The sequence below is a fragment of the Kribbella ginsengisoli genome, from assembly GCF_039537185.1.
In the GTDB taxonomy this organism is placed as follows: Bacteria; Actinomycetota; Actinomycetes; order Propionibacteriales; family Kribbellaceae; genus Kribbella; species Kribbella koreensis.
In genome coordinates this window covers 441,880-463,461 of the sequence record NZ_BAABAA010000004.1, presented here as the reverse complement: position 1 = coordinate 463,461, position 21,582 = coordinate 441,880, and the positions used below count along the sequence as shown (strand labels likewise).

The following is a 21,582-nucleotide window of genomic DNA, read 5'->3' as shown; positions in this document are numbered from 1 at the left end:
GCGATGAGCGACGCCGTGGCTCCCGAGGCCTCCACGCCTGCCGTGGAGTCCCCGGAGCCACCGATCGACCTGCCGGGGGTGCCTGATCCGGAGTCGCCGGTGGTGGAGTCCGGCACGGGCTTCAATGTTCACCTGGTCAACTTCGAGGGTCCGTTCGACCTGCTGCTGCAGCTGATCAGCAAGCACAAGCTCGACATCACCGAGATCGCGTTGTCGGTGATCACGGACGAGTTCATCGCGCACATCAAGGCGCTGGGCTCGGAGTGGGATCTGGACCAGGCATCGGAGTTCCTGCTGATCGCGGCGACATTGCTGGATCTGAAGGCGGCCCGGTTGCTGCCGCAGGGCGATGTCGAGGACGCGGAGGATCTGGCGCTGCTGGAGGCGCGGGATCTGCTGTTCGCGCGGCTGTTGCAGTACCGGGCGTTCAAGCAGATCGCGGCGTTGATGCAGTTGCGGATGGCTGAGGAGGCCAAGCGCTTCCCCCGGGCGGTGGGGATGGAGGCTCGGTTCGCCGATCTGCTGCCTGAGGTGTTGTTGGGGGTTGACCCGGCCGGGTTGGCGGCGCTGGCTGCGCGGGCGTTGGCGCCGAAGGCGGCCGTAGTACCGGAGGGTGTGTCGCTGGCGCACTTGCACGCGCCGGCCGTCACGGTGCGCGAGCAGGCTGTGGTGATCATTGACTGGTTGCGGCGGCAGCGCAGTATGACGTTCCGGATGATGGTGGCGGACTCGCCGGACACGGTGACGACGGTATGCCGGTTCCTGGCGCTGCTGGAGTTGTTCCGCGAGGCGGCGGTCACCTTCGATCAGGAGACGCCGCTGGGGGAGTTGACGATCGTGTGGACCGGTACGGACGAGGGCGACATCGCTGTCGGCGACGAGTTCGACGAGGTACCAGCGCCGGTCGACGAAGACGGCGAAGCCCCGATCGTCCCCGACGAAACCGACTTCCTAGAGCCCGGCGAAGTACTCACCGAGCCCGACGAGCCCGACTCCGACGAGCCCGGGTCCGGTGAGTCCGGGTCCGGTGAGTCCGGGTCCGGTGAGTCCGGGTCCGGTGAGTCCGGGTCCGGTGAGTCCGGGTCCGGTGACGACGCCCGCCCGGAGCCCGTGGACCAGCATCAGCCTGTACCTGAGCCAGACACCGAGCCCGGTTCCGGGCCCGAGCAGCACGAGACGGTGGACCAGTGACCGACAACCAGACCCCGACCGACCTCCAGGCCCCCGCCGACGCCGCCACAGCCGACGCCCTGGACTCCGTCACCACCACCGAAACCGACACCCACCCCGAAGAAGATCCCACCCCAGCCGAACCGCCCACGGACACCCCGTCCGCCGACGAGCCCACCGACGAAGCACCAGCCGACCCCACGTCCGCCGAGGATGCACCGGCCGACCCCGCGTCCGCCGAGGATGCACCGGCCGACCCTGCGTCCGCCGAGGATGCACCGGCCGACCCTGCGTCCGCCGAGGATGCACCGGCCGACCCTGCGTCCGCTGAGGGTGCGCTGGCCGGCTCCGTGTCCGCTGAGGGTGGGCCGGCCGACTCTGCGTCTGCTGAGGGTGGGCCGGCCGAGGAGGCTGCCGCCGACGGCGTGCCTGTTGAGGGGGATGTTGGGGCGTTGCTGGATGAGGTGCTGGATGACGTGGTGGTGGGTGAGGATGCCATCGATGACGTCACCATGCGGCGGGCGCTGGAAGCGATTCTGATGGTGTCGGACGAGCCGTTGCCGGTGCTGGCGATGGCGAAGACGGTGGGACGTACGGTTGCCGACGTGTCGGCGGCGCTGGTCGGGCTGTCGGAGGAGTACACCGAGCAGGGGCGCGGGTTCGACCTGCGTGAGGTCGGTGGCGGGTGGCGGTACTACACCCGGGAGGACACCGCGCAGTACGTCGAGGGGTACGTGCTGGAGGGTCAGCAGGCGCGCCTCACCCAGGCGGCGCTCGAGACGCTGGCGGTGGTCGCGTACAAGCAACCGGTCAGCCGCGCACGAGTCTCCGCCATCCGCGGCGTCAACGTCGACGGCGTCATGCGCACCCTGATCAGCCGCGGCCTCCTCGAGGAAGCCGGCCCCGACACCGAGTCGCAGTCCACCCTCTACCGCACCACCTCGTACTTCCTCGAACGCATGGGCATGCAGTCCCTCGACGACCTCCCCGAACTGGCCCCGTACCTCCCTGAGATGGACGACATGGAGGAGGAGTTGGCCGCCCAATCAGCAGCCACCGCCGACCCCACCACCTCCGAGGACACCCCCGAAGACGACAACACCCCCCTCGAAAACGACCTGGCCCCACCCGCCCAGCTCCCCATCGAGAACGACGCAGAGGACGACTCCGACGACGAGCCGACCGCCGCCCCAGCAGAGTCCGAGCCAACCGACGAAGCTGACGCCGACCGCGCATCCGCCGAGGACGCCGCAAGCGACGTCGAGCTTGGCGACGATGCCGAGCCAGCCGACCAAAGCGGCCCGGCCGACGAAGCCGACACCGAGCGGGACGAGTCGCTCGACGACGAGTCGGTCGTGAAGGCGGAACCGCTTGGTGAAGCCGGCGTTGGTGAGGTCGAGCCTGACGGGTTCGCTGACGACGCTGACGCTGTCGACGGAGCGGGGGCTGCTGGTGACGAGGTCGACGGGGGCGATGCCGAGGGCCTCGCCGCCGAGGACGTTGCAGGCGATTCCGAGGCGGACGACGATGCTGAGCTGGTCGAGCAAGCCGGACGGGGCGACGAGGCGGAGTTGATTGGTGAAGCCGGGGCTGGTGAGGTGGAGCTGGACGATGAGTCGGCTGGCGCTGCTGATGGAGCGGAGATGGCCGGCGATGAGCTTGCTGACGAGGTCGACGGAGGCGGCGCGGCTGGGGCGATCGACGAAGGTGACGCTGAGCGAACCTTCGCTGAGGATGCCGCAAGCGGCGGTGAGCTGGTTGATGAGGTCGGGGCGACGGGCGGAGACCAGTCGGGCGGGGACGTAGCGGACGAGTCGGGCGGTGAAGGTGCGCCGGACGGCGTTGGGGCCGATGAGCAGAGCGACCTTGACGAGGACCGGGACGGGGCTGGACTGGCCGGCGGAATCGGGGCTGCTGACGAGGTGGATGCGGCTGACGAATCCGCTGTTGAGGGGGCTGGGTCTGCTGCGGTTGGCGCGGGGGACGAGACTGTGGGTGGGCCCGGTTCGGGTGGTAGTGGTGCTAGTAAGAGTGGGTTGAATGACTGACGAGCAGGATCAGGGTGACGGCGTCTCCGAGAGTGGGGAGTCGGGGATCCGGTTGCAGAAGGCGCTGGCGCAGGCGGGGATCGCCAGCCGGCGTGGTTCGGAGATCCTGATCGAGCAACGCAGGGTCGAGGTGGACGGCCAGGTGGTGACCGAGTTCGGTACCCGGGTCGACCCGGCCGTCTCGGTGATCCGCGTGGACGGCGTACGGATTCCGCCGATCACCGCACACGTCTACCTGGTCCTCAACAAGCCGCGCGGCGTCGTCACCACGATGTCCGACCCGCAAGGCCGTCCGTGCGTCGCCGACTACGTGCACGACCGCCCTGAGCGGTTGTTCCACATCGGCCGGCTCGACACCGACACCGAAGGCCTGCTGCTGCTCACCAACCACGGTGAGTTCGCGCACCGGCTCGCGCACCCGTCGTACGAGGTCTCCAAGACCTACGTCGCCGAGGTGGAGGGCAACGTCAAGCCGCAGGTACTACGCCGGCTCACCGACGGCCTCACGCTGGACGACGGCTTCGCCCAGGCCGACACCGTCCGCGAGATGACCAGCGTCAAGGGCCGCACGCTGATCCAGATGACCTTGCACGAGGGCCGCAACCGCATCGTCCGCCGGATGTTCGACGCCATCGGCCACCCGGTCAAGCGCCTCACCCGCACCGCGATCGGCCCGGTCCGCCGCGGCAACCTCCACACCGGCGAACTCCGCGAACTCGATGCCAAGGAACTGGGCCAACTCCTCGACCTAGTCGACCTCTGACGACACCCCGAACCGCCACCAAACACCAAAGGCGCCCTACTCCCGAGCACCGGGCGTAGGGCGCCTCTGTTCCGCCACCAGCTAGCGCCTTGGTGTGTGGCGGCGGTCCGGCCTCACTCGCCGTTCAAGTTGCCCGCTTCCGGGGTGTCGAGGAACTGGCGGGAGTAGAAGGCGTCGGAGAAGGTGCCGGTGACCTTGCCCAGCCCCTGGATGACAGTGGCCGTCCCCTTCGCATGGCCGACGGCGTACAGGTAGCCGGTCTTGGTGTCCTTGTCGATGCCGAGCAGCAGCGTCCCCTGCGACCCACACTTCTCCGACACCAGCGTCTCGAACCCCTGCCAGGTACTACCCCGGACGAGCTTCACAACCGGCTTCAGCGGCGAGGTGGTGGGCACTCGGACCGTGTAGAGCCCACCGGCCGCCGTCGTGGTCAGGAAGCTGTCGTACGTCCGGGTCTGGCTGATCAGCGTCATAGTCTTGATCCCGGCCGGCAGCGTGGTCGTGGTCTGGCGGTTGTGCCAGCCGCCGGTCCAGCGGATGAGCTGGCCGCTGTCGCGCAGGGCGTAGTAGGCGGAGCGGGAGTAGTTGAACCCCTCGGTGTAGTGCGACTGCTCGAAGTACACGTAGTCGACGCCCCAGCCACCGCCCACCTTGGTCAGGTTGACCGTGCCAGGCACGACGTCGCCTGCACCGTCGGTCCAATAGCTCGAGTAGTACATGTCGCTACCGAGCACCAGATGGCCTCCCACCTGCAGCCCAGCCGGTACTACGGGCTCGTACCCGACCGAACTGGCCAGCCTGGCCTTGCCATCCGGGTACAGACCGGCTGGGCCAACGATGGGCGCCCCAGCCGTCGGCGGCTTGGTGGCCTTGACCGAGAACTCCTTGTGGTCACCCCCTGCCGTCACCGTGCTGAGCCCCAGCCCGCAGACGGTTGCTGCGGATTGCGCATGAGCGGTGGCCGGTACCAGCGCGGCGCCCAGCATGGTCAGGCCTGCCAGTGCGGCAACGCCCTGCAAAGTCCTGCGAATCCACATCGATGCCCCCAGGTTCGTTGGTGAGTTCAGGTCTCAAGAGGCTTGATGCGCCTGTGGCGTGGAAGGTTGCGGGGCAACGAAGCGGTGACGGCGCGCCTGAGACGCGACCCGATTGTCGGAACGGGGTCGTAGGGTGGGGACTGTGAACCGGCGAATCTTCGGCCTGGAGAACGAGTACGGAGTCACCTGCACTTTTCGCGGTCAGCGCCGACTGACCCCCGATGAGGTGGCCCGGTACTTGTTTCGGCGCGTCGTGTCCTGGGGGCGGAGCAGCAACGTCTTCCTCCGCAACGGGGCGCGGCTCTACCTCGACGTGGGCTCCCACCCGGAGTACGCGACCGGCGAGTGCGACTCGGTCACCGACCTGATCGCGCACGACAAGGCAGGGGAGCGGATCCTCGAAGGGCTGCTCGTCGACGCGCAGAAGCGGCTGCACGACGAGGGCATCTTCGGCGACGTCTACCTGTTCAAGAACAACACCGACTCGGCCGGCAACAGCTACGGCTGCCACGAGAACTACCTGGTCAGCCGGCACGGTGACTTCGCCAAGCTCGCCGATGTGCTGATCCCGTTCCTGGTCACCAGGCAGCTGATCTGCGGCGCCGGCAAGGTGCTGCAGACGCCGCGCGGCGCGGTGTACTCCGTGAGCCAGCGCGCCGAGCACATCTGGGAGGGCGTCTCCAGCGCGACGACGCGGTCCCGCCCGATCATCAACACCCGCGACGAACCGCACGCGGACGCCGAGCGGTTCCGCCGGCTGCACGTGATCGTCGGCGACTCGAACATGTCCGAGACCACGATGCTGCTCAAGGTGGCCAGCACCGACCTGGTGCTGCGGATGATCGAGGCCGGCATCGTGATGCGCGACCTCACCCTGGACAACCCGATCCGGGCGATCCGCGAGATCAGCCACGACATGACCGGGCGGCGCGAGGTCCGGCTGGCCAACGGCCGCGAGGCGAGCGCCCTCGACATCCAGGGCGAGTACCTGACCAAGGCCCGCGACTTCGTCGACCGCCGCGAGCTGGGCACCCCGGCCGTCGAGCGGGCGCTGAACCTGTGGGAGCGCTGCCTCAAGGCGATCGAGTCCGGCGACCTGTCCGGGATCGAGCGCGAGATCGACTGGGTGATCAAGTACCGGCTGATCGAGCGGTACCGCCAGCAGAACAACCTCGGCCTGGCCAGCCCGCGGGTCGCCCAGCTCGACCTGGCTTACCACGACATCCACCGGCCCCGGGGCCTGTACTACCTGCTCGAGCGCAAGGGCGCCGTCACCCGGGTGGTCGACGACCTGCGGGTCTTCGAGGCCAAGTCGGTGCCGCCGCAGACGACCCGCGCGCGGTTGCGCGGTGAGTTCATCAAGCGGGCGCAGGAGCGCCGCCGTGACTTCACCGTCGACTGGGTGCACCTGAAGCTCAACGACCAGGCCCAACGGACCGTGCTGTGCAAGGACCCGTTCAAGTCCCACGACGAGCGCGTGGAAAAACTCATTGCGAGTATGTAAAAGAAGAGGCTGTGGTGGGGGCACGACGAGCGCGTCGAGAAGCTCATCGCGAGCATGTGAGCTGGCTGTACGGCGTACTCGGGCAACCTGTGAGGCCGCTGGGAGTCTGCTGGACAGCAGTTCGCGACGCTGCGTGACGTGACCGAACGGTGACTGAGGTGCCTGGTCTGCGGCTTGTCCGCGCAGGCTAGGGTGGGCGAGTTCATCTGGCCGTATATCCAGGCGGGCCCGCCGACGGCAGGGCCGTGCCGTGAGATTTCGAGGTGCTCGTTCGTGCGCAAGTTGTTGAGTCTGGTCGCGGTGCTGGCGCTGGGGACATCCCTGGCCGCCTGCGGTTCCGATGATTCCAAGGCCGGGTCCGGAGGCGACTTCGGCAAGATCGGGATCAAGGCGACCGAGGAGTTCGGCAAGAAGCCGACCGTCACCCACAAGGACGGGGATCCGGACAAGACCCTGCAGACCGAGGTCCTCAAGGAGGGCGACGGCCCCGAGGTCAAGAAGGGTGAGCTGCTCACCGCGAACTACCTCGGCCAGATCTGGCGCGACGGCAAGGTCTTCGACAACTCCTACGACCGGGGCGCGCCCTCGTCGTTCCCGATCGGGATCGGCGGCGTGATCGCCGGCTGGGACGAGGCACTGGTCGGCAAGAAGATCGGCAGCCGGGTGCTGATGTCGATCCCGTCCGACAAGGGCTACAAGGAGACCGGCAACGAGCAGGCCGGGATCAAGGGTGACGACACGCTGATCTTCGTCGTCGACCTGGTCGGCGTGGCCGGCAACGACACCAAGCTCGACGCCGACCCGGTCGCCGCTCCGGCGACGCCGTTCAAGGTCACCGGCGAGCTCAACGCGGCGCCGACGCTGGTCGTCCCGAAGGGCACGAAGGCTCCGGCCAAGCCCGGCAAGCCGGTCGTCATCGCCACCGGCAAGGGCAAGCCGATCGAGAAGGGCAGCCAGCTGATCGGCCGCTACGTCGTCTACGACTACGCCGGCAAGAAGCAGGCGAGCACCTGGGACCCGCAGCCGGCCTCGCAGACCGGACCGGCCCAGCCCGGCCTCCCGACCGACAAGCTCCAGGTCGGCCCCGGCCCGAACGGCCAGGCCGGCGCACTGGACGGCCTCGCTGGTATGCCGGTCGGCAGCCGCGTCCTGGTCGAGCTCCCTGCCGGCAAGGACGAGAAGGGCAAGGTCACCAGCCCTCCGGCGATCGCCATCCTCGACATCCTCAACGCCTTCCCGGCGCCGAAGCAGCAGTAGCTCCACCTCAACACCCAAGGCAAGGCCGTCGCCCACCGGGCGGCGGCCTTGTTTCGTCGCAGGTCGAGGAAATCGCGACGGTGACCGCCCGACTGCGAAGAGTTGCAGCAACGTGCAGAATCATTGTCCCGGCCAGAAGTTGCTAGCTAGCGTCAACCATCGCGGATTCGCCTGCCACCGCAGAAAGAATCCGGATGCAGTCCGCTCGCTGAATCGGAGTACGCATATGCGCAACAAACTGTCAGTCCTGGGCATGGTCGGTGCCCTCTCGATCGGTGTGCTGACGGTCGGGGTCGCCGCGCCGGCGAACGCCACGGTGACCGGTTGTACGGCCCGCCGGATCGCCGGATCGCCGTACCCGGGTGGCGAATCTCTTTGTACGGACCGATCCCACCAGGTTCTGCTGACCTGTAAGAAGGGCGCGTTCAACAACGACGAGGACAGCTGGCTGGGCCCTGTGGCCGCCAAGAACAAGACATCCCGCAAGTTCTGCACTTCCGAGTACCCGGTCTTCGTCAGCGCGGACGTGTGGTACCTGTAGTAGCAGTGATGGGGGTGGGGCGGCGGTACTTCGGTACCACCACCCCACCCCCATCCTTTTGCGTCAGGAGCGTTTGAACCAGCGGTTCGCGTCCGGCTGGTACATCAGGACGACTCCGGTGATGACCGCCATCACGTGGATGCTGCGGATCATCGCGAAGGCGACGAAGTCCGCGCTGACGTCGATCGCGTCGAAGTCGCCGTTGCTGACCAGCCAGTGGATCGGGCCGACGATCAGGGTCGCCATGCCGATCACGCCGAGCAGGACCGCCAGGAGATGGCGGGACCAGTTGCGGCCGAGCCGGAAGTACCTGTCGATCACGACGAACACCCCGCCGTAGACGATGGCGCGGAACGCGATCTGGGCGACCAGCGCCGGCCACGCCATCGAGCCGTCGAGCGCGCCGATCACGCCCAGGACCGACTCGGCGACACCTGCGCCGACCGCCAGGAACCACGCGGCCGTCGCGGCCCGCACCGGGACCGGCGGTTCCATCCGGACGGTGTCGTGAATCGTGAGGTCGCGCTGCGTGGTTGCCATGCTTCCACTCTGGCGGCCATGGCCCGGGGTTTCAGGAGTACTGAGACCCCGACCCGGGTGGTGGTATGTCCACCAGCCCCGCGGCGTGGCGCCCGGCTGCAGCGGCCGCTTCGAAGTAGGCGCGGTCTGCGTCCAGGTCCCGGCCCATCGTCGACAGCTTGACCGGGGCGGCCGCCAGGGCGTCGTACAAGCCGTCCACAGAGACCCGTACGACCCGGTGCCGGCCCTTGAGGGGTTCGGCCGCGTCCCTGACGGCGTCGCCGAATTCTCCGTCCAGATCCGGTACTACGACGTCCGCCGGCTGCAGCGCCACCCGCCCGTACGCCGTGAGGCTGTGGTGCGAGATGCCCCGATGCCGTGGTCGCGGGTCGGCCTCCGAGATGCGCAGCGACGCCACGGCCCGCCCGCCAAGCGTGCCGACCGCATTGACCGCCTCACCCGACTGCACTCCGGAGAAGCCCCAGCGAGTACCAGTGCCGAGGTTGCCAGGCCCCTGCGTCAGTACGACCACTTCGGCCGCCAGCACGTGTACTGCGGTCAGCAACCCGGTATGAACGGTCACTGCCTCCCGGTCGCCGCCATACGCCTGCCCGACCGTCACAGTCCCGCCAAGCCATCCGGCATCCCGCAGCGCCGAGACAGTCCGTGAGAACGCCAGCGGCAAGGCCCCGCCATCCGTCATCACGTAGACCACGCGAGTACCGGGTCGGGCCTCGAACACGCCGGCCAGTACTGCGGGCAGCGCCGAGTGGAGGTCAGCCACCACGACCGGCGTACCGAAGAGGTCGTCGGCATCTCGTAGTACTGCGTGGTCGGGCGAGTCCTGCTCGTCCGCACCGAGCACCATGGACTGCAGTGGCGTGTAGCGGGCCTTGACCAGGTGCCCGGTCTCGGGCGGGTCAGATGGGAGCCGGTCGGGGATGGCGACGACCAGTGCATAGCCGCCGGTGCCCAGGCCTCGGTCGAGAGCGCCCACATTGAGCAGTACTCGGTCGCCGACGACAGGGGAGCCGACCAGGTCTGGGTAGGCCAGTGACCGCACATCCCGGTCACCGACCACCACAGTCAGCTCCTGCGCCCCGGTCCAGCTCCGCCCGAGCCCACTAACGATTCCTTCACGCCACCGCATCACACGGTGACTGTAGTAGTCAGGAGCCGCAGTCGAAGACGTGGTGATCCTCGTAGTAGACCCGGCCCGAGTCCGACAGGCCGATGGCATAGCCAGGACCGGCCGCGCGAACAGGCTGGCCACGCCGGATGAAGTCGGTGACCGCCGGGGCTGCGGACGGCGTCCTGGTGATCGTGAAGTCGCCGCCGGCGTTCACATCGCCGGCCCTGGCCTCGGTCGCCGCTATGAGCGTCTCGGTGTCCGTGGCCAGGTTCCAGCTGGCGACGGACTGGCCGTCCTCGCCGATGGCGATGCCGTTGCGGACCGCGGACGGCCAGGTGTAGGCCTGATCCGTGGCAGGCAGTAGCCGGTAGCCGCCATCGGCCGGCCAGACGACCGGCTGACGGGTGAGCATGCCGAACTGGTCCTGTTTGCCGGCGAACCCGACGACCGTGCCGTCATCGTCGATGTCCTTGGCTTCCGCCGAGGTGAGCCCGTCGGGCACCGGCAGTGCCCGCGGCTCGTTGCTGGGCGACCACACGACCCCCTGGCTGCCCGAGGCGGTGGTGATCACACCGGCCACCTCGCCGGCAGCGTTGATCGCCACCGCTTTGGCGGAGTCGGCGCCGGCCGGCAGCGGGAGCGTGGTGCGCTGCGTCCCGCGAGCCCGCCAGGCGCCCACCGATTCGCCGCTGGCGTAGCCGAACCCCACGACCTCGGCCCGCACATTCACGTCGAGCGGCTCGATGTAGCCGTCGAGCAGCGGGATCATCGTCTCGGCGACACCGTTGCGCCAGATGCCGACACCGAGCCGGCCGGTCCGGTCGCCCAGTTGGGCCACCTGGTAGCGGCCGGACGGATCGGCCGCGGTGATCGGGGACCGCTCCCAGGACGCCAGCGGGGTCAGGTACGAGTCGGAACAGGCTTCGGCGGCGGCTGCGGACTGCACCTGCAGGAGGGCGGTCGACGCGAGAGCCAGCACGGCGAACCCGGCGGAGGTTCTTCTCATGGCGAAACTCTGGCAGCGGCCGGGGTCACGAAGAATCTTTTCCGGTGCCGTCGAAGGTTAGAACACATGTTCGCGCCGAACACCCCGTAAGGTGGTCGGGTGTCGGCGCGGAAGAGTGAGCGGCTGCTCAATGTGGTGATCTGCCTGCTGGTCGCGCGCACCTACGTGACCAAGGAGCGGATCCGCGAGGTCGTCGAGGGGTACGCCGGGCAGACCGACGACGCCTTCGAGAAGATGTTCGAGCGCGACAAGGACGAGTTGCGCGATCTGGGCATCCCGATCGAGATGGGCACCATCGACAAGTTCTTCTCCGACGACGTCGGCTACCGGATCCGCCGGGACGTCTTCGAGCTGCCCGAAGTGCACCTGGAGCCGGACGAGGCCGCCGTACTGGGGGTCGCCGCGCGGGTCTGGCAGCACGCCAGCCTGGCCGAGGCGACCACGTCGGCCGTACTCAAGCTGAAGGCCGCCGGGATCCAGACCGACCAGTCCGCGCTGAGCGCGATCGAGCCGCACGTCGGCGCCTCCGAGCCGGCCTTCGACCCGCTGTGGTCGGCCGTCGTGAGCCGCACCGCCGTACGGTTCGAGCACACTCGCAGCGGTGGTTCGGCGCCGACCACCCGCACGCTCGAGCCATGGGGGATCGTCTCCTGGCACGGCCGCTGGTACGTCGTGGGTCGCGATCGCGACCGTCAGGCGACCCGGATGTTCCGGATGTCGCGGATCGGCGGCAACGTCAAGACGGTCGGCCCGCCGAACGCGTTCACCGTGCCCGAGGGCACCGACATCCGCTCGCTGGTCAGCGAGCTCGCGCCGCCACGGCCGACGTCGGAGGCGAAGGTCCGGGCGCGCACCGGCTCGGCCGTGAGCCTGCGTCGACGCGCGAACGCGATCGAGCCGTACGAGGAGGGCTGGGACCTGCTGCACGTCCCGTACGCCGACTCCGAGGTCCTCGCCGAGGAGATCGCGTCCCTCGGGCCGGATGCCGTGGTCGAAGGGCCGGGCGACGTGCTGGACGGCGTACTGCGACGCCTGCGTACCGTCGCCGGGGTGGCCGTATGAGCCGCCCAACCGACAACCGCAGCGAGGTCGCGGCATGAGCAATGCGCGTGACCAGGTACAGCGGCTGCTCGCACTGGTGCCCTACCTGCGTGAGAACGACGGCGCCCGGGTGGACGACGTCGCGGCGGAGTTCGGCGTACGGCCGAAGCAGATCATCGCGGACCTGAAGGTGCTGTGGTTCTGCGGTCTGCCCGGCGCCCAGATGGGCGATCTGATCGAGATCGACATCGACGCGGCCGAGGGCGACGGGGTGATCCACCTCAACAACGCCGACTATCTGGCGCGCCCGCTGCGGCTGGCGGCCGACGAGGCGCTCGCCTTGCTGACCGCGCTGCGCACCCTGCGCGATGTGACAGCCGGCAATGACCGCGACGCCGTCGACCGGGCCATCGCGAAGCTGGAGACGGCCGCGGGGGAGGGGGCTGCTGCGATCGAGGGCTCCGCTGCCCACGTCCACGTCGAGCCCGCTGCGCCGGAGATCGCCGACCTGGTCAACCGGGCGCTGGCCGGCAAGCGACGCATGCACCTCACGTACGACGTACCGTCTCGCGACGAGACCACCGAGCGAGACGTCGATCCCATGCGTCTGGTGGTCTCCGAAGGCCGCAGCTACCTCGAGGCGTGGTGCCGCCTGGCGGAGGACGTCCGCCTCTTCCGCCTCGACCGAATCGCCGCGGCCAAGCTCCTGGACCTCCCCAGCGAGCCTCCACCCGAGGCGACTCCCCGCGACCTCTCCAACGGTATGTTCCAGCCCTCAGAGCAAGACCTACTCGCCACGGTCAAGCTCGAGCCCCCCGCACGCTGGGTCGCCGAGTACTACCCGATGGAGTCCGTCGAAGAAACCGCCGGCAACTCCCTGACCGTGAAACTCCGAGTAGCCGACACCGCCTGGCTCCAGCGCCTCATCCTCCGCCTAGGCGGCACCGCCACAGTCCTGGACCCCCAAGACCTGGGCAAACAAATAGCTGCCACCGCCCGAGACGCCCTCTCCGCCTACGACGACCAACTCCAGTAGGCACCTCAGCGTTTCGAGAGTTCGTCCTCCAGCGGTGAGGGGCGGCGGCCGCGGGGAGTGATTCGGACGCCGGCTAGCCATTGGGTCCAGCGGTGGGCTTCGGATTCGATAGCGGTAGCTGTTTCGTGGTCTACGTCGTCGAGTAGTTGGTAGCGGACGTCGCCGGATTCTGGTTGGCTCCAGCCGCCGACTATGCGGCCGTTGGCCCAGACGGAGGGGCCGATGTTGCCGGTGGTGTCGAACATTCGGGATTTGTGGTCGCCCAGGTACCAGGAGCGGTCTTTCCAGCCCATGGGGGTGGGGTCCAGGGCGGGGAGGAACGCTACCCAGGGCTCTGGCTCCGGTGATGGCGCCTCGTCGCCGGGGAGTACGTAGCCGGTGGAGCCGTCCAGGTCGACCTCTACTGCTTCGACTGTGGTTAGGGCCTTGCGAGTCTGGCCTAGGGTCCAGCCGGCCCACCACTGGAGGTCTTCTACGGTGCCGGGGCCGAAGGAGGTCAGCCAGGCGCGCGCAAGAGTCGCCCGGGCTTCGTCGGCCGGTTGCTTGTCGCCGAAGCCGTCGGGGAGCCAGTTCTCGACCGGGGACCACTGGTGCTGGCCGCTCAGCCAGGTGCCGAGCGGGCGGCCGCGGACGATCCGGCCCTCGGCGGAGAGTTGGAAGAGGACTCGGCTCGTCACGTACGGCTGCGCGGCGTACGACTTGCCAGGCGCCATCACTAGCCGGCTGCGCAAGCGCGGCTCATCGGCCGACAACTCCGAAGCCGTCGCCGATCCGCGCAGCGCGAGGGCAGTAGCCGTCGACTCCTCGACCGACCGCAACCACTTGGCGCACGCCTCGGCATCGGCCGCGATCCCCGCCTCGGCCAGATGCTTGACGAGCAGTTTCCGCTGCTTCTCCGCGATGTCGTCAGTACAAGCAGCCTGTACTACGGGAGCGAACGCCGTCGGTACGACGAACACCGTTCGCCGCATCCCCAGCATCCGGATCAAGGTCCGATCGTCGTACAGCGCCCGCTCGGTCCCTGCCACCTCGCTACCCGGCACCCGCGCGGCGATCGACAGGTGAACGGTCGCCGGATCCGTCCCGTGCAGCACCACCATCGACCGAGCCGCCTCCACCGGATCCCCCGCCTGCGCCGACCCTGCCAGCCGGTGCCGCCGCCCGAGCCGGGCCCGCCGCTCCGCCACCGAAATCCGTTCCATCAAAACGCCCCCTGAGGTCTCTGCTTCCCCTGTTCTTACCATCACGTTCCGACACCGTTGTCCACCGCGACGGGCTGCGGGGAAGGGTCGTGACCGGGAACCGGATAGGCTCTTGGGCATGTATTGGCTCTTGCTCTTCCTGGGCGTGGTGGCGGTGTGGATCCTGGTCCTCGTGCTGCTCGCTCGGAAGCTGTGGGGTCAGGCCAAGGCACTGACACGTGAGTTGGTAACCGCCCAGTCCAAGCTCGAGGACGCGCAGTCTCAGGCGAGGTCCGCCCGGACCGCCGAGGACGCACAAGCTCGGGCGTAGTATCGGCGCTCACGGTTGAGCCACAAGTAGAAGTCGGTAGGGAGTTTCGTCATGGTTGCGTATCTCGGAATGCCTCAGGGCGCTGAGTGGCTCGTCATTCTCGCGATCGTCGTGCTGCTGTTCGGGTCGGCCAAGCTGCCGGCGCTGGTGAAGCAGCTCGGCAAGTCGAAGAAGATCTGGGAAGAGGAGGTCGGCCCGTCGTCCCGCAAGAAGGAGGGTGAGCTGACCGAGGGCACCCAGGCGCCGACCCAGCCGGTCAACCCGCCGGTGCAGGCCCCCAGCCAGCAGCCGAACGGCCAGGCCCCGGGCGACGGCTTGCCGCCGACCCACACGGCCAACTGAGCCGCGCGCTCCACCTGTGACAACGGTGAGGATCGGACGACGGAAAGAGCGTCGCCCGAAGGACGAAGAGGGTCGGATGACCCTCCGCGAGCACATCATCGAGCTGCGCAACCGGCTGCTCATCAGCGTGCTCGCGATCGTCATCGGGACGGTGGCGGCCTGGTTCTTCTACGACGAGGCGTTCAGGTTCCTGACGCACCCGTTCAGGACCAGCATCACGGAGCTGGCGCTGAAGAACGACCAGCCCAAGCCGCTGCTGACGTTTCCCGGCGTCGGTGATCCGCTGACCTTCCGGATCAAGATCTCCGCGCTGATGGGCGTCGTCGCCGCCGGTCCGATCTGGCTGTTCCAGTTGTGGGCGTTCATCGCGCCCGGGCTGCACCGCAACGAGAAGAAGTGGGCGGTGCTGTTCGCGGCGATCGCCGCCCCGCTGTTCGCGGGCGGTATGGCAGTCGCGTACTGGACGCTGCCCAAGGGCATCGCGATCCTGATCAGCTTCACCCCCGAGCAGATCCAGAACCTGGTCGAGCTGCCGCACTACCTGGACTTCGTGATCCGGACGATGCTGGTCTTCGGTATCGCCTTCCTGATCCCGCTGATCGTCGTCCTGCTGAACATGCTCGGCGTGGTGCCGTCCTCGGTGCTGGGCAAGTTCCGGCCGTACATCATCCTGGTCATCTTCATCTTCGCGGCGGTCGCGACCCCGAGCGGTGACCCGTTCACGATGTGTCTGCTGGCGATCCCGATGTGCCTGCTGTTCTTCATCGCCGAGGTGATCACCCGGGTGCTCGACAAACGCAAGGCCCGCCAGGCCGAAGAACTGCTGGCCGACTGATGACCCGCAAGATCGCGCTGGTGGTCAACCCCACCAGCGGCAGAGGGCTGGGCGCACGGGTCGCCCCGGTGGTCCGCGCGGAGCTGGAGGCCGGCGGCCTGACCGTCGACGAGTACACGACCACCTGCGCCGAGGACGTCGGCCGGATCAGCGCCGAGGTGATCGCCTCCGGTGCTGACGGCGTGGCGCTGGTCGGCGGCGACGGCACGATCCATCTCGGCGCCCAGGTGCTGGCCAAGTCGGGCATGCCGTTCGGCGTGATCCCGGCCGGTACCGGCAATGACTTCGCCCGCGGCATCGGCGTACCGCTGAAGGATCCGAAGGCCGCGGCCGCGCTGATCGTCAGGGGACAGACCCGGGCGGTCGACCTGGCGACGGCCAAGGACGAGTACATCACCACCGTCGTGGCGGGCGGCTTCGACTCGTTGGTGAACAAGCGCGCCAACGCGATGACGTGGCCGAAGGGCAACGCCCGCTACACGCTGGCCACCTTCGCCGAGCTGCGCACCTTCACGCCGATCTCGTACGTCGTGACCGTCGACGGCGAGGTGCTGGAGACCGATGCGATGCTGGTGGCCGTCGGCACCGGTCCGACGTACGGCGGGGGACTGCAGATCTGCGCCGGCGCCGGGATCGACGACGGGCTGCTCGACGTCACGATCATCAAGCCGGTGTCACGGCTGACCCTGCTGCAGATGTTCCCGAAGCTGTCCAAGGGCTCCCACCTCGGCCACCCGGCGGTGCACACCCTGCGCGGCCGGTCGATCCGGCTCGAGTCGCCCGGCGTCACGGCGTACGCCGACGGCGAGATCCTCGGCCCGCTGCCGGTCGACATCGGCGTCGCCCCGGGCGCGCTGACCGTGTTCGCCTGAGTCAAACCAACGTTCGAACCGGTTAAGTTCGCGTCATCACTGAACGAATCTCACCGATCTCTGTTCGTCATCGGATTTGTCTGATAGGAAAGCTTCCTAACAGATAAACACCCCTCGACGCCCCTCGGAGGAGATTCGTGTTCAACGCCCCCGCGAACACCAAGAGCAGCACCCGCCGGCTCGCCGGCATCTTGCTGGGCCTCGCCGTCGCTGCCGCCCCGGCGACCGCGTACGCCTCGCCGCTGCTCGAGCACGGCACCACCGCCACGCACGCCCAGAGCAGCGTGCAGGCAGTCGGGCTGGACGACCCGGCGAAGAAGGAGATCGCGATGAAGATCGTCTCCAGCGCGGAGAACTCCTCGCTGGACTGGAAGGCGCAGTACAAGTACATCGAGGACATCGACGACGGCCGCGGCTACACGGCCGGCATCATCGGGTTCTGCTCCGGTACCGGCGACATGCTGGACCTGGTCAAGCTGTACAAGCAGAAGAAGCCGGGCAACGTCCTGCAGAAGTACCTGCCGGCGCTGGAGAACGTGGACGGGACCGACTCGCACGAGGGTCTCGACCCGAACTACACCAGGGACTGGAAGACCGCCGCGAACGACTCGGTCTTCAAGGCCGCGCAGGACAGCGAGCGCGACCGGGTGTACTTCAACCCGGCCGTCAGCCGGGGCAAGTCCGACGGCGTCGGCGTGCTCGGCCAGTTCATGTACTACGACGCGATCGTCATGCACGGCGACGGCAGTGACGGCACCAGCTTCGGTGGCATCCGCAAGCGCGCCCTGACCAAGGCCAAGCCGCCGGCCCAGGGCGGTAACGAGACCACCTGGCTGAACGCCTTCCTCGACGCCCGTGTCTGGGCGATGAAGCAGGAGGAGGCGCACAGCGACACCAGCCGGGTCGACACCGCCCAGCGCGTGTTCCTCCGCAACGGCAACCTCAACCTCAACACCCCCCTCGACTGGAAGGTCTACGGAGACTCCTTCCACATCAGCTAGCAGAGTCACATCAGCTGACCCTGACCAGCTGGAGACAGCCCCCGCCGCCCGAGTGTCCCCGGGCGACGGGGGCTGTCTGCTATCCCCAGGTAGAGCACTTGTGCGCTACGGCGAGGTCGACCTGCCCGAGCCGCCCGGGCGCCAGCGACTGCGTGGTCGGTCCGCCGGCGAAGGCGGGCCACCTGGGCAGCCCTGGGCCGTTCGGGTCGCCGGACCGGGCGAAGTTCGTCCAGTAGCGAATCATCTGACCGGACAGCCCCCGCTGAGTGGCCGTCATCGGCGCGGCCGGCCCGAAGTCGAACAGGTACGCCACTTCCGAGCCGTGGTACGCCCCTGCCGGGTAGCCCACCGGAAAGGTACCTTCCAGGACCGCTGCGTGCGGATCATCGAAGGAGAAGCTGTAGACCGGCGTACGCCGGGCCAGCAGCCGCGAGGCCTCAGCGGTCGGGCAGACCCAACTGCTGTCCGTGGTGACCGTCGCCCACGCGATCAACGGCGACGGGTACGCCCGTACCGGATAGCGCTTCTCGATCTGGGCCGCCATCGCCCGGCCGAAGCTCTTGACGAGATTCGCCCGGTACTCCGCCGCCGTCATCGGTGCGTCGTCTTCGAAGAACCGAGCGAAGTACCGGTGTTCGTCGCGGGTGTTGCCCTGCAGCACCGGCACCCGGTGGACGAGACCGGCCTTCAGGGCGCGACGTGGGTCGACCGGCAGGATCGGCGTCCCGTACGCCGGGGTGCCGAACAACGCGTTGTGGTTCAGCAATCCCTCGACATCGGGCGTGCCACGCAGACAGGCGAGGTCCGCGCAGCCGAGCTCGGTGCCGGTGGTCCGGCCGTTGCGCGCGAGTTCGGAGCGCGGTGCCCAGTACTCGATCGCGTCGTTGTCGGGGACCATCACGTTCGGCGCCCAGTGCTGCAGGCAGGAGCCGCTCTCGATGACGGCTCGCTGGAACAGCCCGGCCGAGCGCGGCGAGACCAGTTGCGCGCAGACCGAGGCGCCGCCGGACGACTCGCCCATGATCGTCACGTTCGCCGGATCGCCGCCGAACGCACGGGCGTTGGCGCGCACCCAGCGCAGCGACGCCTGCTGGTCGGCCAGGCCGAACGTCCCGCCGTCGGTCAGCCCCGGGTAGCCGAAGAAGCCGAAGATCCCGAGTCGCGAGTTGACCGTGACGACGACCGCGTCGCCGATCCGGCTGAGCGATCGCGCCTCGTAGTCGGCACCGTTGCCCGAGGCCCAGCCACCGCCGTGGAACCAGACGATGACGGGACGCCGGCCGGCCCCGCGACCGGCCGGCGTGGTGACGTTCAGGAACAGGCAGTCCTCCGACGACCGCGGATCAACCTTGCCCTCGGCATCCAACTGGCTGCACATCGGTCCGGGCCTCGAGGCGTCCCGTACGCCGGTCCAGGCCGCCGCCGGCCGAGGCAGCGTCCACCGTTCGGGTCTGGCCGCGTACGGGATGCCCTGGAACACCCGCGTGCTCGCGTCGGCGGTTCCCCGCACGAGCCCCTTGTCGGTCCGTACCACGACGTCGGCCGAAGCCGCCGGCAGTGCGGAGATCCCCAGTGTGACAGCTGATCCGGCAGCAAGCGCCGCGGCCCATCGAATCCCTCGAACAGTCATCTCCGCAGACTAGGAACCCGCGACCCCCGACCGCGATCAGGCGAAGGTATCGACCGCGGCGACTTCTGGTTGACCCTCGCTGCTTCCTTCGTCCGGCCGATCCAGCACCGGCAGCAAGCGATCGAGCCAGCCCGGGAGCCACCAGTTCGCGGCGCCCAGCAGCTTCATTGCCGCCGGCACCAGAAGCATCCGGACGATCGTCGCGTCGATGAAGATCGCGACGGCCAGCCCGAGCCCGAACATCTTCGCGGACGGGTCGTTGCTCAGCACGAAGCCGAGGAAGACCGACACCATGATCAACGCCGCCGAGGTGATCAGCCGCCCGGTGGTCGCGATCCCGTGCACGACCGAGCCGTCGCTGTCGCCGCTGCGCAGATACTCCTCCCTGACCCGCGACAGCAGGAACACCTCGTAGTCCATCGACAGCCCGAACAGGATCGCGAACATGAACATCGGGATGAACGGCACGATCGGCACCGTCGACTCCAGCCCGATCAGGTCCGCGCCCCAACCCCACTGGAACACCATCACCATGACGCCGAACGAAGCGCCGATGCTGAGCAGATTCATCACGGCCGCCTTGAGCGGCACCACGACCGACCGGAAGACGACGGTCAGCAACAGGATCGACAGCACGATCACGGCCCCCACGAAGAGCGGCAGCCGATCGTTGACCTTGGCACCGACATCGGCGAAGCTCGCCGTCTGACCGCCGACATGAGCCGACGCCGGGCTGTTTTGCAGTACGGACGGAAAGACGTCTGTACGCAGGCGCCTGACCGTCTCCAGCGTCGCATCGTCCTGCGGCCCGGTGGTCGGGAAGGCGACGAGCGTCGCGACCCCGGCCTTCACCTCAGGCGGAGCGACCCCGGCGATGCCCTTGTCCGCCTTGACAGCGTCGAGCAGCGGCCCGACCACACTGGCATCGGCCGAGACGTCCACTGCGATCACCAACGGCCCGTTGAACCCCGGCCCGAATCCCGCGGCGACCAGGTCGTACGCCCGGCGCTCGGTCCGCGTCGCTGGGAGCGCGCCCTCATCCGGCGTACCGACCTGAAGCGCGAGCACCGGCGCGGCGAGCGCCAGCAACGCGACTACGGCGCTGACCAGATATGCGATGGCATGACGAGACACATGCCGGGCCCATCGCTCCCACCCACCGGTCCGCACGGTGACCCGCCGTACCGCGAGCCGGTTGATCCACGACCCGGCCAACCCCAGAAAGGCAGGCAACAAGGTGATCGAGGCAACGACCATGATCAGCACGATGAGCGCGACCGCGATCCCACCCGCGGTCATGAACGGTACGCCGGCCACCGCCAACCCGAGGATCGCGATCACCACCGTGCCACCCGCGAACACGACTGCCTGCCCAGCGGTGGCGACCGCCCGCCCCGCCGATTCCGAGACGCTCAGCCCTGATGACAAGTACTCGCGATGCCGCGTGACCAGAAACAACGCATAGTCGATCCCCACCCCGAGCCCGACCATGCTCCCGATCACCGGCGCCCAGCTGGGAATGTCGATCAGGTACGTGACCAGCGACATCCCACTGATCCCGAGCCCGAGGCCGAACAACGCCAGCCCGATCGGCAATCCCATCGCGATCACCGACCCGAACGTCACCAGCAAGATGACGATCGCGACCAGCAACCCCAGCCCTTCCCCGATACCGGTCTCGGGCGCCTCGAAGACGAAGAACAGATCCCCGCCCAACTCGACCCGGAGGGTGGGACCAACCCCAGCAGCGAACGACTTGAGGTTCTCCAGATCGCCCCGGCCCAGCTTCTCCTGTACCGGGTACTGCAGCCGGATGACCGCGACTCGCCCGTCCGCCGAGATCGCCGGCTCGCTGGCATCCAGCACGTTGGGCAGCTCGGCGGCGCCCGCCCGGACCTCGCTTAAAGCTGTCCGCGGCCCCGGGTCGGAGAAGGTCGCGCCATCGTCAGCAGGCGTGAGCACCACCTTCGCGGTCAGCCCCGCGTCGTTGGACCGGGCGAGCAGCTCGCCGGCCTTCTGCGAGTCGAGCCCCGGCGCTCCCATCGAGTCCGTGAGCTTCTGCCCGAACAGGCCGGCCGCGGCGACCACGAGCACGGAGACGACCAGCCAGCTGCTGATCACCGTCCACGGCCGGCGGGCGGCGTACCGGCCCAGTCTGTACAGCGCGTGCGACATCATCGGGGTTCTCCTTCAACGGCCCAGGGACAGTGGACTCAGCGTCGCGGGATCCGGGCGAGGGCACCTCGGGAGAAGAGCCGGAGTCGACTCGGCCGGACGGCTGAGCGCAACGCCGTACTTTGGGCCGATACCCGGGACGTCGCGGGTGTCTACTGTGT

General features: G+C 68.4%; 20 protein-coding genes. 13 read left to right on the top strand and 7 right to left on the bottom strand.

From position 1 onward, the window contains the following. Positions 1–3: 3 nt before the first annotated feature. The 3 genes from ABD768_RS18535 to ABD768_RS18525 are packed head-to-tail and all read left to right on the top strand — an operon-like array spanning position 4 to position 3,981. Positions 4–1,191, top strand: a complete 1,188-nt coding sequence (locus tag ABD768_RS18535) for a segregation and condensation protein A (RefSeq protein ID WP_344842091.1) — start codon at positions 4–6, stop codon at positions 1,189–1,191. Continuing rightward, positions 1,188–3,218, top strand: coding sequence for an SMC-Scp complex subunit ScpB (gene scpB, locus ABD768_RS18530; RefSeq protein ID WP_344842088.1), 2,031 nt, complete (start codon positions 1,188–1,190; stop codon positions 3,216–3,218). The genes ABD768_RS18535 and scpB overlap by 4 nt, the downstream gene beginning before the upstream one ends. Continuing rightward, positions 3,211–3,981, top strand: coding sequence for a pseudouridine synthase (locus tag ABD768_RS18525; RefSeq protein ID WP_343964156.1), 771 nt, complete (start codon positions 3,211–3,213; stop codon positions 3,979–3,981). Before scpB ends, ABD768_RS18525 begins: the two co-directional genes overlap by 8 nt. Before the next feature lie 113 nt (positions 3,982–4,094). Here ABD768_RS18525 and ABD768_RS18520 read toward each other — a convergent pair whose 3' ends face one another. After that, the gene (locus ABD768_RS18520; protein ID WP_344842085.1) at positions 4,095–5,018 is read right to left on the bottom strand and encodes a hypothetical protein; all 924 of its coding nucleotides are present in this window, start codon (positions 5,016–5,018) and stop codon (positions 4,095–4,097) included. A gap of 142 nt (positions 5,019–5,160) precedes the next feature. Here ABD768_RS18520 and pafA point away from each other — a divergent pair, with 142 nt between their 5' ends. The 3 genes from pafA (at position 5,161) to ABD768_RS18505 (ending at position 8,320) form a co-directional block, all read left to right on the top strand. Then, complete coding sequence (gene pafA, locus ABD768_RS18515) at positions 5,161–6,522, top strand: Pup--protein ligase (protein ID WP_020386528.1); 1,362 nt, start codon at positions 5,161–5,163, stop codon at positions 6,520–6,522. A gap of 273 nt (positions 6,523–6,795) precedes the next feature. Then, a complete protein-coding gene (locus ABD768_RS18510; protein WP_343964151.1) occupies positions 6,796–7,779 on the top strand; it encodes an FKBP-type peptidyl-prolyl cis-trans isomerase in 984 nt (327 codons plus the stop codon). 226 nt (positions 7,780–8,005) lie between these two features. Then, entirely contained in the window at positions 8,006–8,320 is a 315-nt protein-coding gene (locus ABD768_RS18505; RefSeq protein WP_344842080.1) for a hypothetical protein, read from the top strand. Between the two features lie 63 nt (positions 8,321–8,383). Here ABD768_RS18505 and ABD768_RS18500 read toward each other — a convergent pair whose 3' ends face one another. The 3 genes from ABD768_RS18500 to ABD768_RS18490 are packed head-to-tail and all read right to left on the bottom strand — an operon-like array spanning position 8,384 to position 10,977. After that, the gene (locus ABD768_RS18500; RefSeq protein WP_344842077.1) at positions 8,384–8,860 is read right to left on the bottom strand and encodes a hypothetical protein; all 477 of its coding nucleotides are present in this window, start codon (positions 8,858–8,860) and stop codon (positions 8,384–8,386) included. 31 nt (positions 8,861–8,891) lie between these two features. Beyond that, positions 8,892–9,989: a DUF3866 family protein gene (locus tag ABD768_RS18495; RefSeq protein ID WP_344842169.1), complete on the bottom strand. Its 1,098-nt coding sequence runs from the start codon at positions 9,987–9,989 to the stop codon at positions 8,892–8,894. A gap of 19 nt (positions 9,990–10,008) precedes the next feature. Then, complete coding sequence (locus tag ABD768_RS18490) at positions 10,009–10,977, bottom strand: hypothetical protein (protein ID WP_344842074.1); 969 nt, start codon at positions 10,975–10,977, stop codon at positions 10,009–10,011. A gap of 99 nt (positions 10,978–11,076) precedes the next feature. Between ABD768_RS18490 and ABD768_RS18485 the strand changes: the two genes are divergently transcribed. Continuing rightward, the gene (locus ABD768_RS18485) at positions 11,077–12,039 is read left to right on the top strand and encodes a helix-turn-helix transcriptional regulator (protein WP_343964145.1); all 963 of its coding nucleotides are present in this window, start codon (positions 11,077–11,079) and stop codon (positions 12,037–12,039) included. Positions 12,040–12,073: 34 nt separating this feature from the next. After that, entirely contained in the window at positions 12,074–13,054 is a 981-nt protein-coding gene (locus tag ABD768_RS18480; protein ID WP_343964143.1) for a helix-turn-helix transcriptional regulator, read from the top strand. Between the two features lie 5 nt (positions 13,055–13,059). Here ABD768_RS18480 and ABD768_RS18475 read toward each other — a convergent pair whose 3' ends face one another. Further along, positions 13,060–14,256, bottom strand: a complete 1,197-nt coding sequence (locus ABD768_RS18475) for a winged helix DNA-binding domain-containing protein (RefSeq protein WP_344842069.1) — start codon at positions 14,254–14,256, stop codon at positions 13,060–13,062. A gap of 118 nt (positions 14,257–14,374) precedes the next feature. On the opposite strand from ABD768_RS18475, the gene ABD768_RS18470 reads away from it, so the two are divergent. The 5 genes from ABD768_RS18470 (at position 14,375) to ABD768_RS18450 (ending at position 17,616) form a co-directional block, all read left to right on the top strand. Then, positions 14,375–14,566 (top strand): hypothetical protein, encoded by a 192-nt coding sequence (locus ABD768_RS18470; protein WP_343964139.1) that lies wholly within the window; start codon positions 14,375–14,377, stop codon positions 14,564–14,566. A gap of 51 nt (positions 14,567–14,617) precedes the next feature. Beyond that, positions 14,618–14,908, top strand: coding sequence for a twin-arginine translocase TatA/TatE family subunit (locus ABD768_RS18465; RefSeq protein WP_343964137.1), 291 nt, complete (start codon positions 14,618–14,620; stop codon positions 14,906–14,908). 76 nt (positions 14,909–14,984) lie between these two features. Then, positions 14,985–15,743 (top strand): twin-arginine translocase subunit TatC, encoded by a 759-nt coding sequence (gene tatC, locus ABD768_RS18460; RefSeq protein WP_343964135.1) that lies wholly within the window; start codon positions 14,985–14,987, stop codon positions 15,741–15,743. Next, entirely contained in the window at positions 15,743–16,615 is an 873-nt protein-coding gene (locus tag ABD768_RS18455; protein WP_344842064.1) for a diacylglycerol/lipid kinase family protein, read from the top strand. The genes tatC and ABD768_RS18455 overlap by 1 nt, the downstream gene beginning before the upstream one ends. A 137-nt stretch (positions 16,616–16,752) precedes the next feature. Next, a complete protein-coding gene (locus ABD768_RS18450) occupies positions 16,753–17,616 on the top strand; it encodes a chitosanase (protein WP_343964131.1) in 864 nt (287 codons plus the stop codon). Positions 17,617–17,695: 79 nt separating this feature from the next. Here the strand turns inward: ABD768_RS18450 and ABD768_RS18445 are convergent, their stop codons facing one another. After that, positions 17,696–19,246, bottom strand: coding sequence for a carboxylesterase/lipase family protein (locus ABD768_RS18445; RefSeq protein WP_344842061.1), 1,551 nt, complete (start codon positions 19,244–19,246; stop codon positions 17,696–17,698). A gap of 36 nt (positions 19,247–19,282) precedes the next feature. Then, entirely contained in the window at positions 19,283–21,424 is a 2,142-nt protein-coding gene (locus ABD768_RS18440) for an MMPL family transporter (protein WP_344842058.1), read from the bottom strand. Positions 21,425–21,582: the final 158 nt, after the last annotated feature.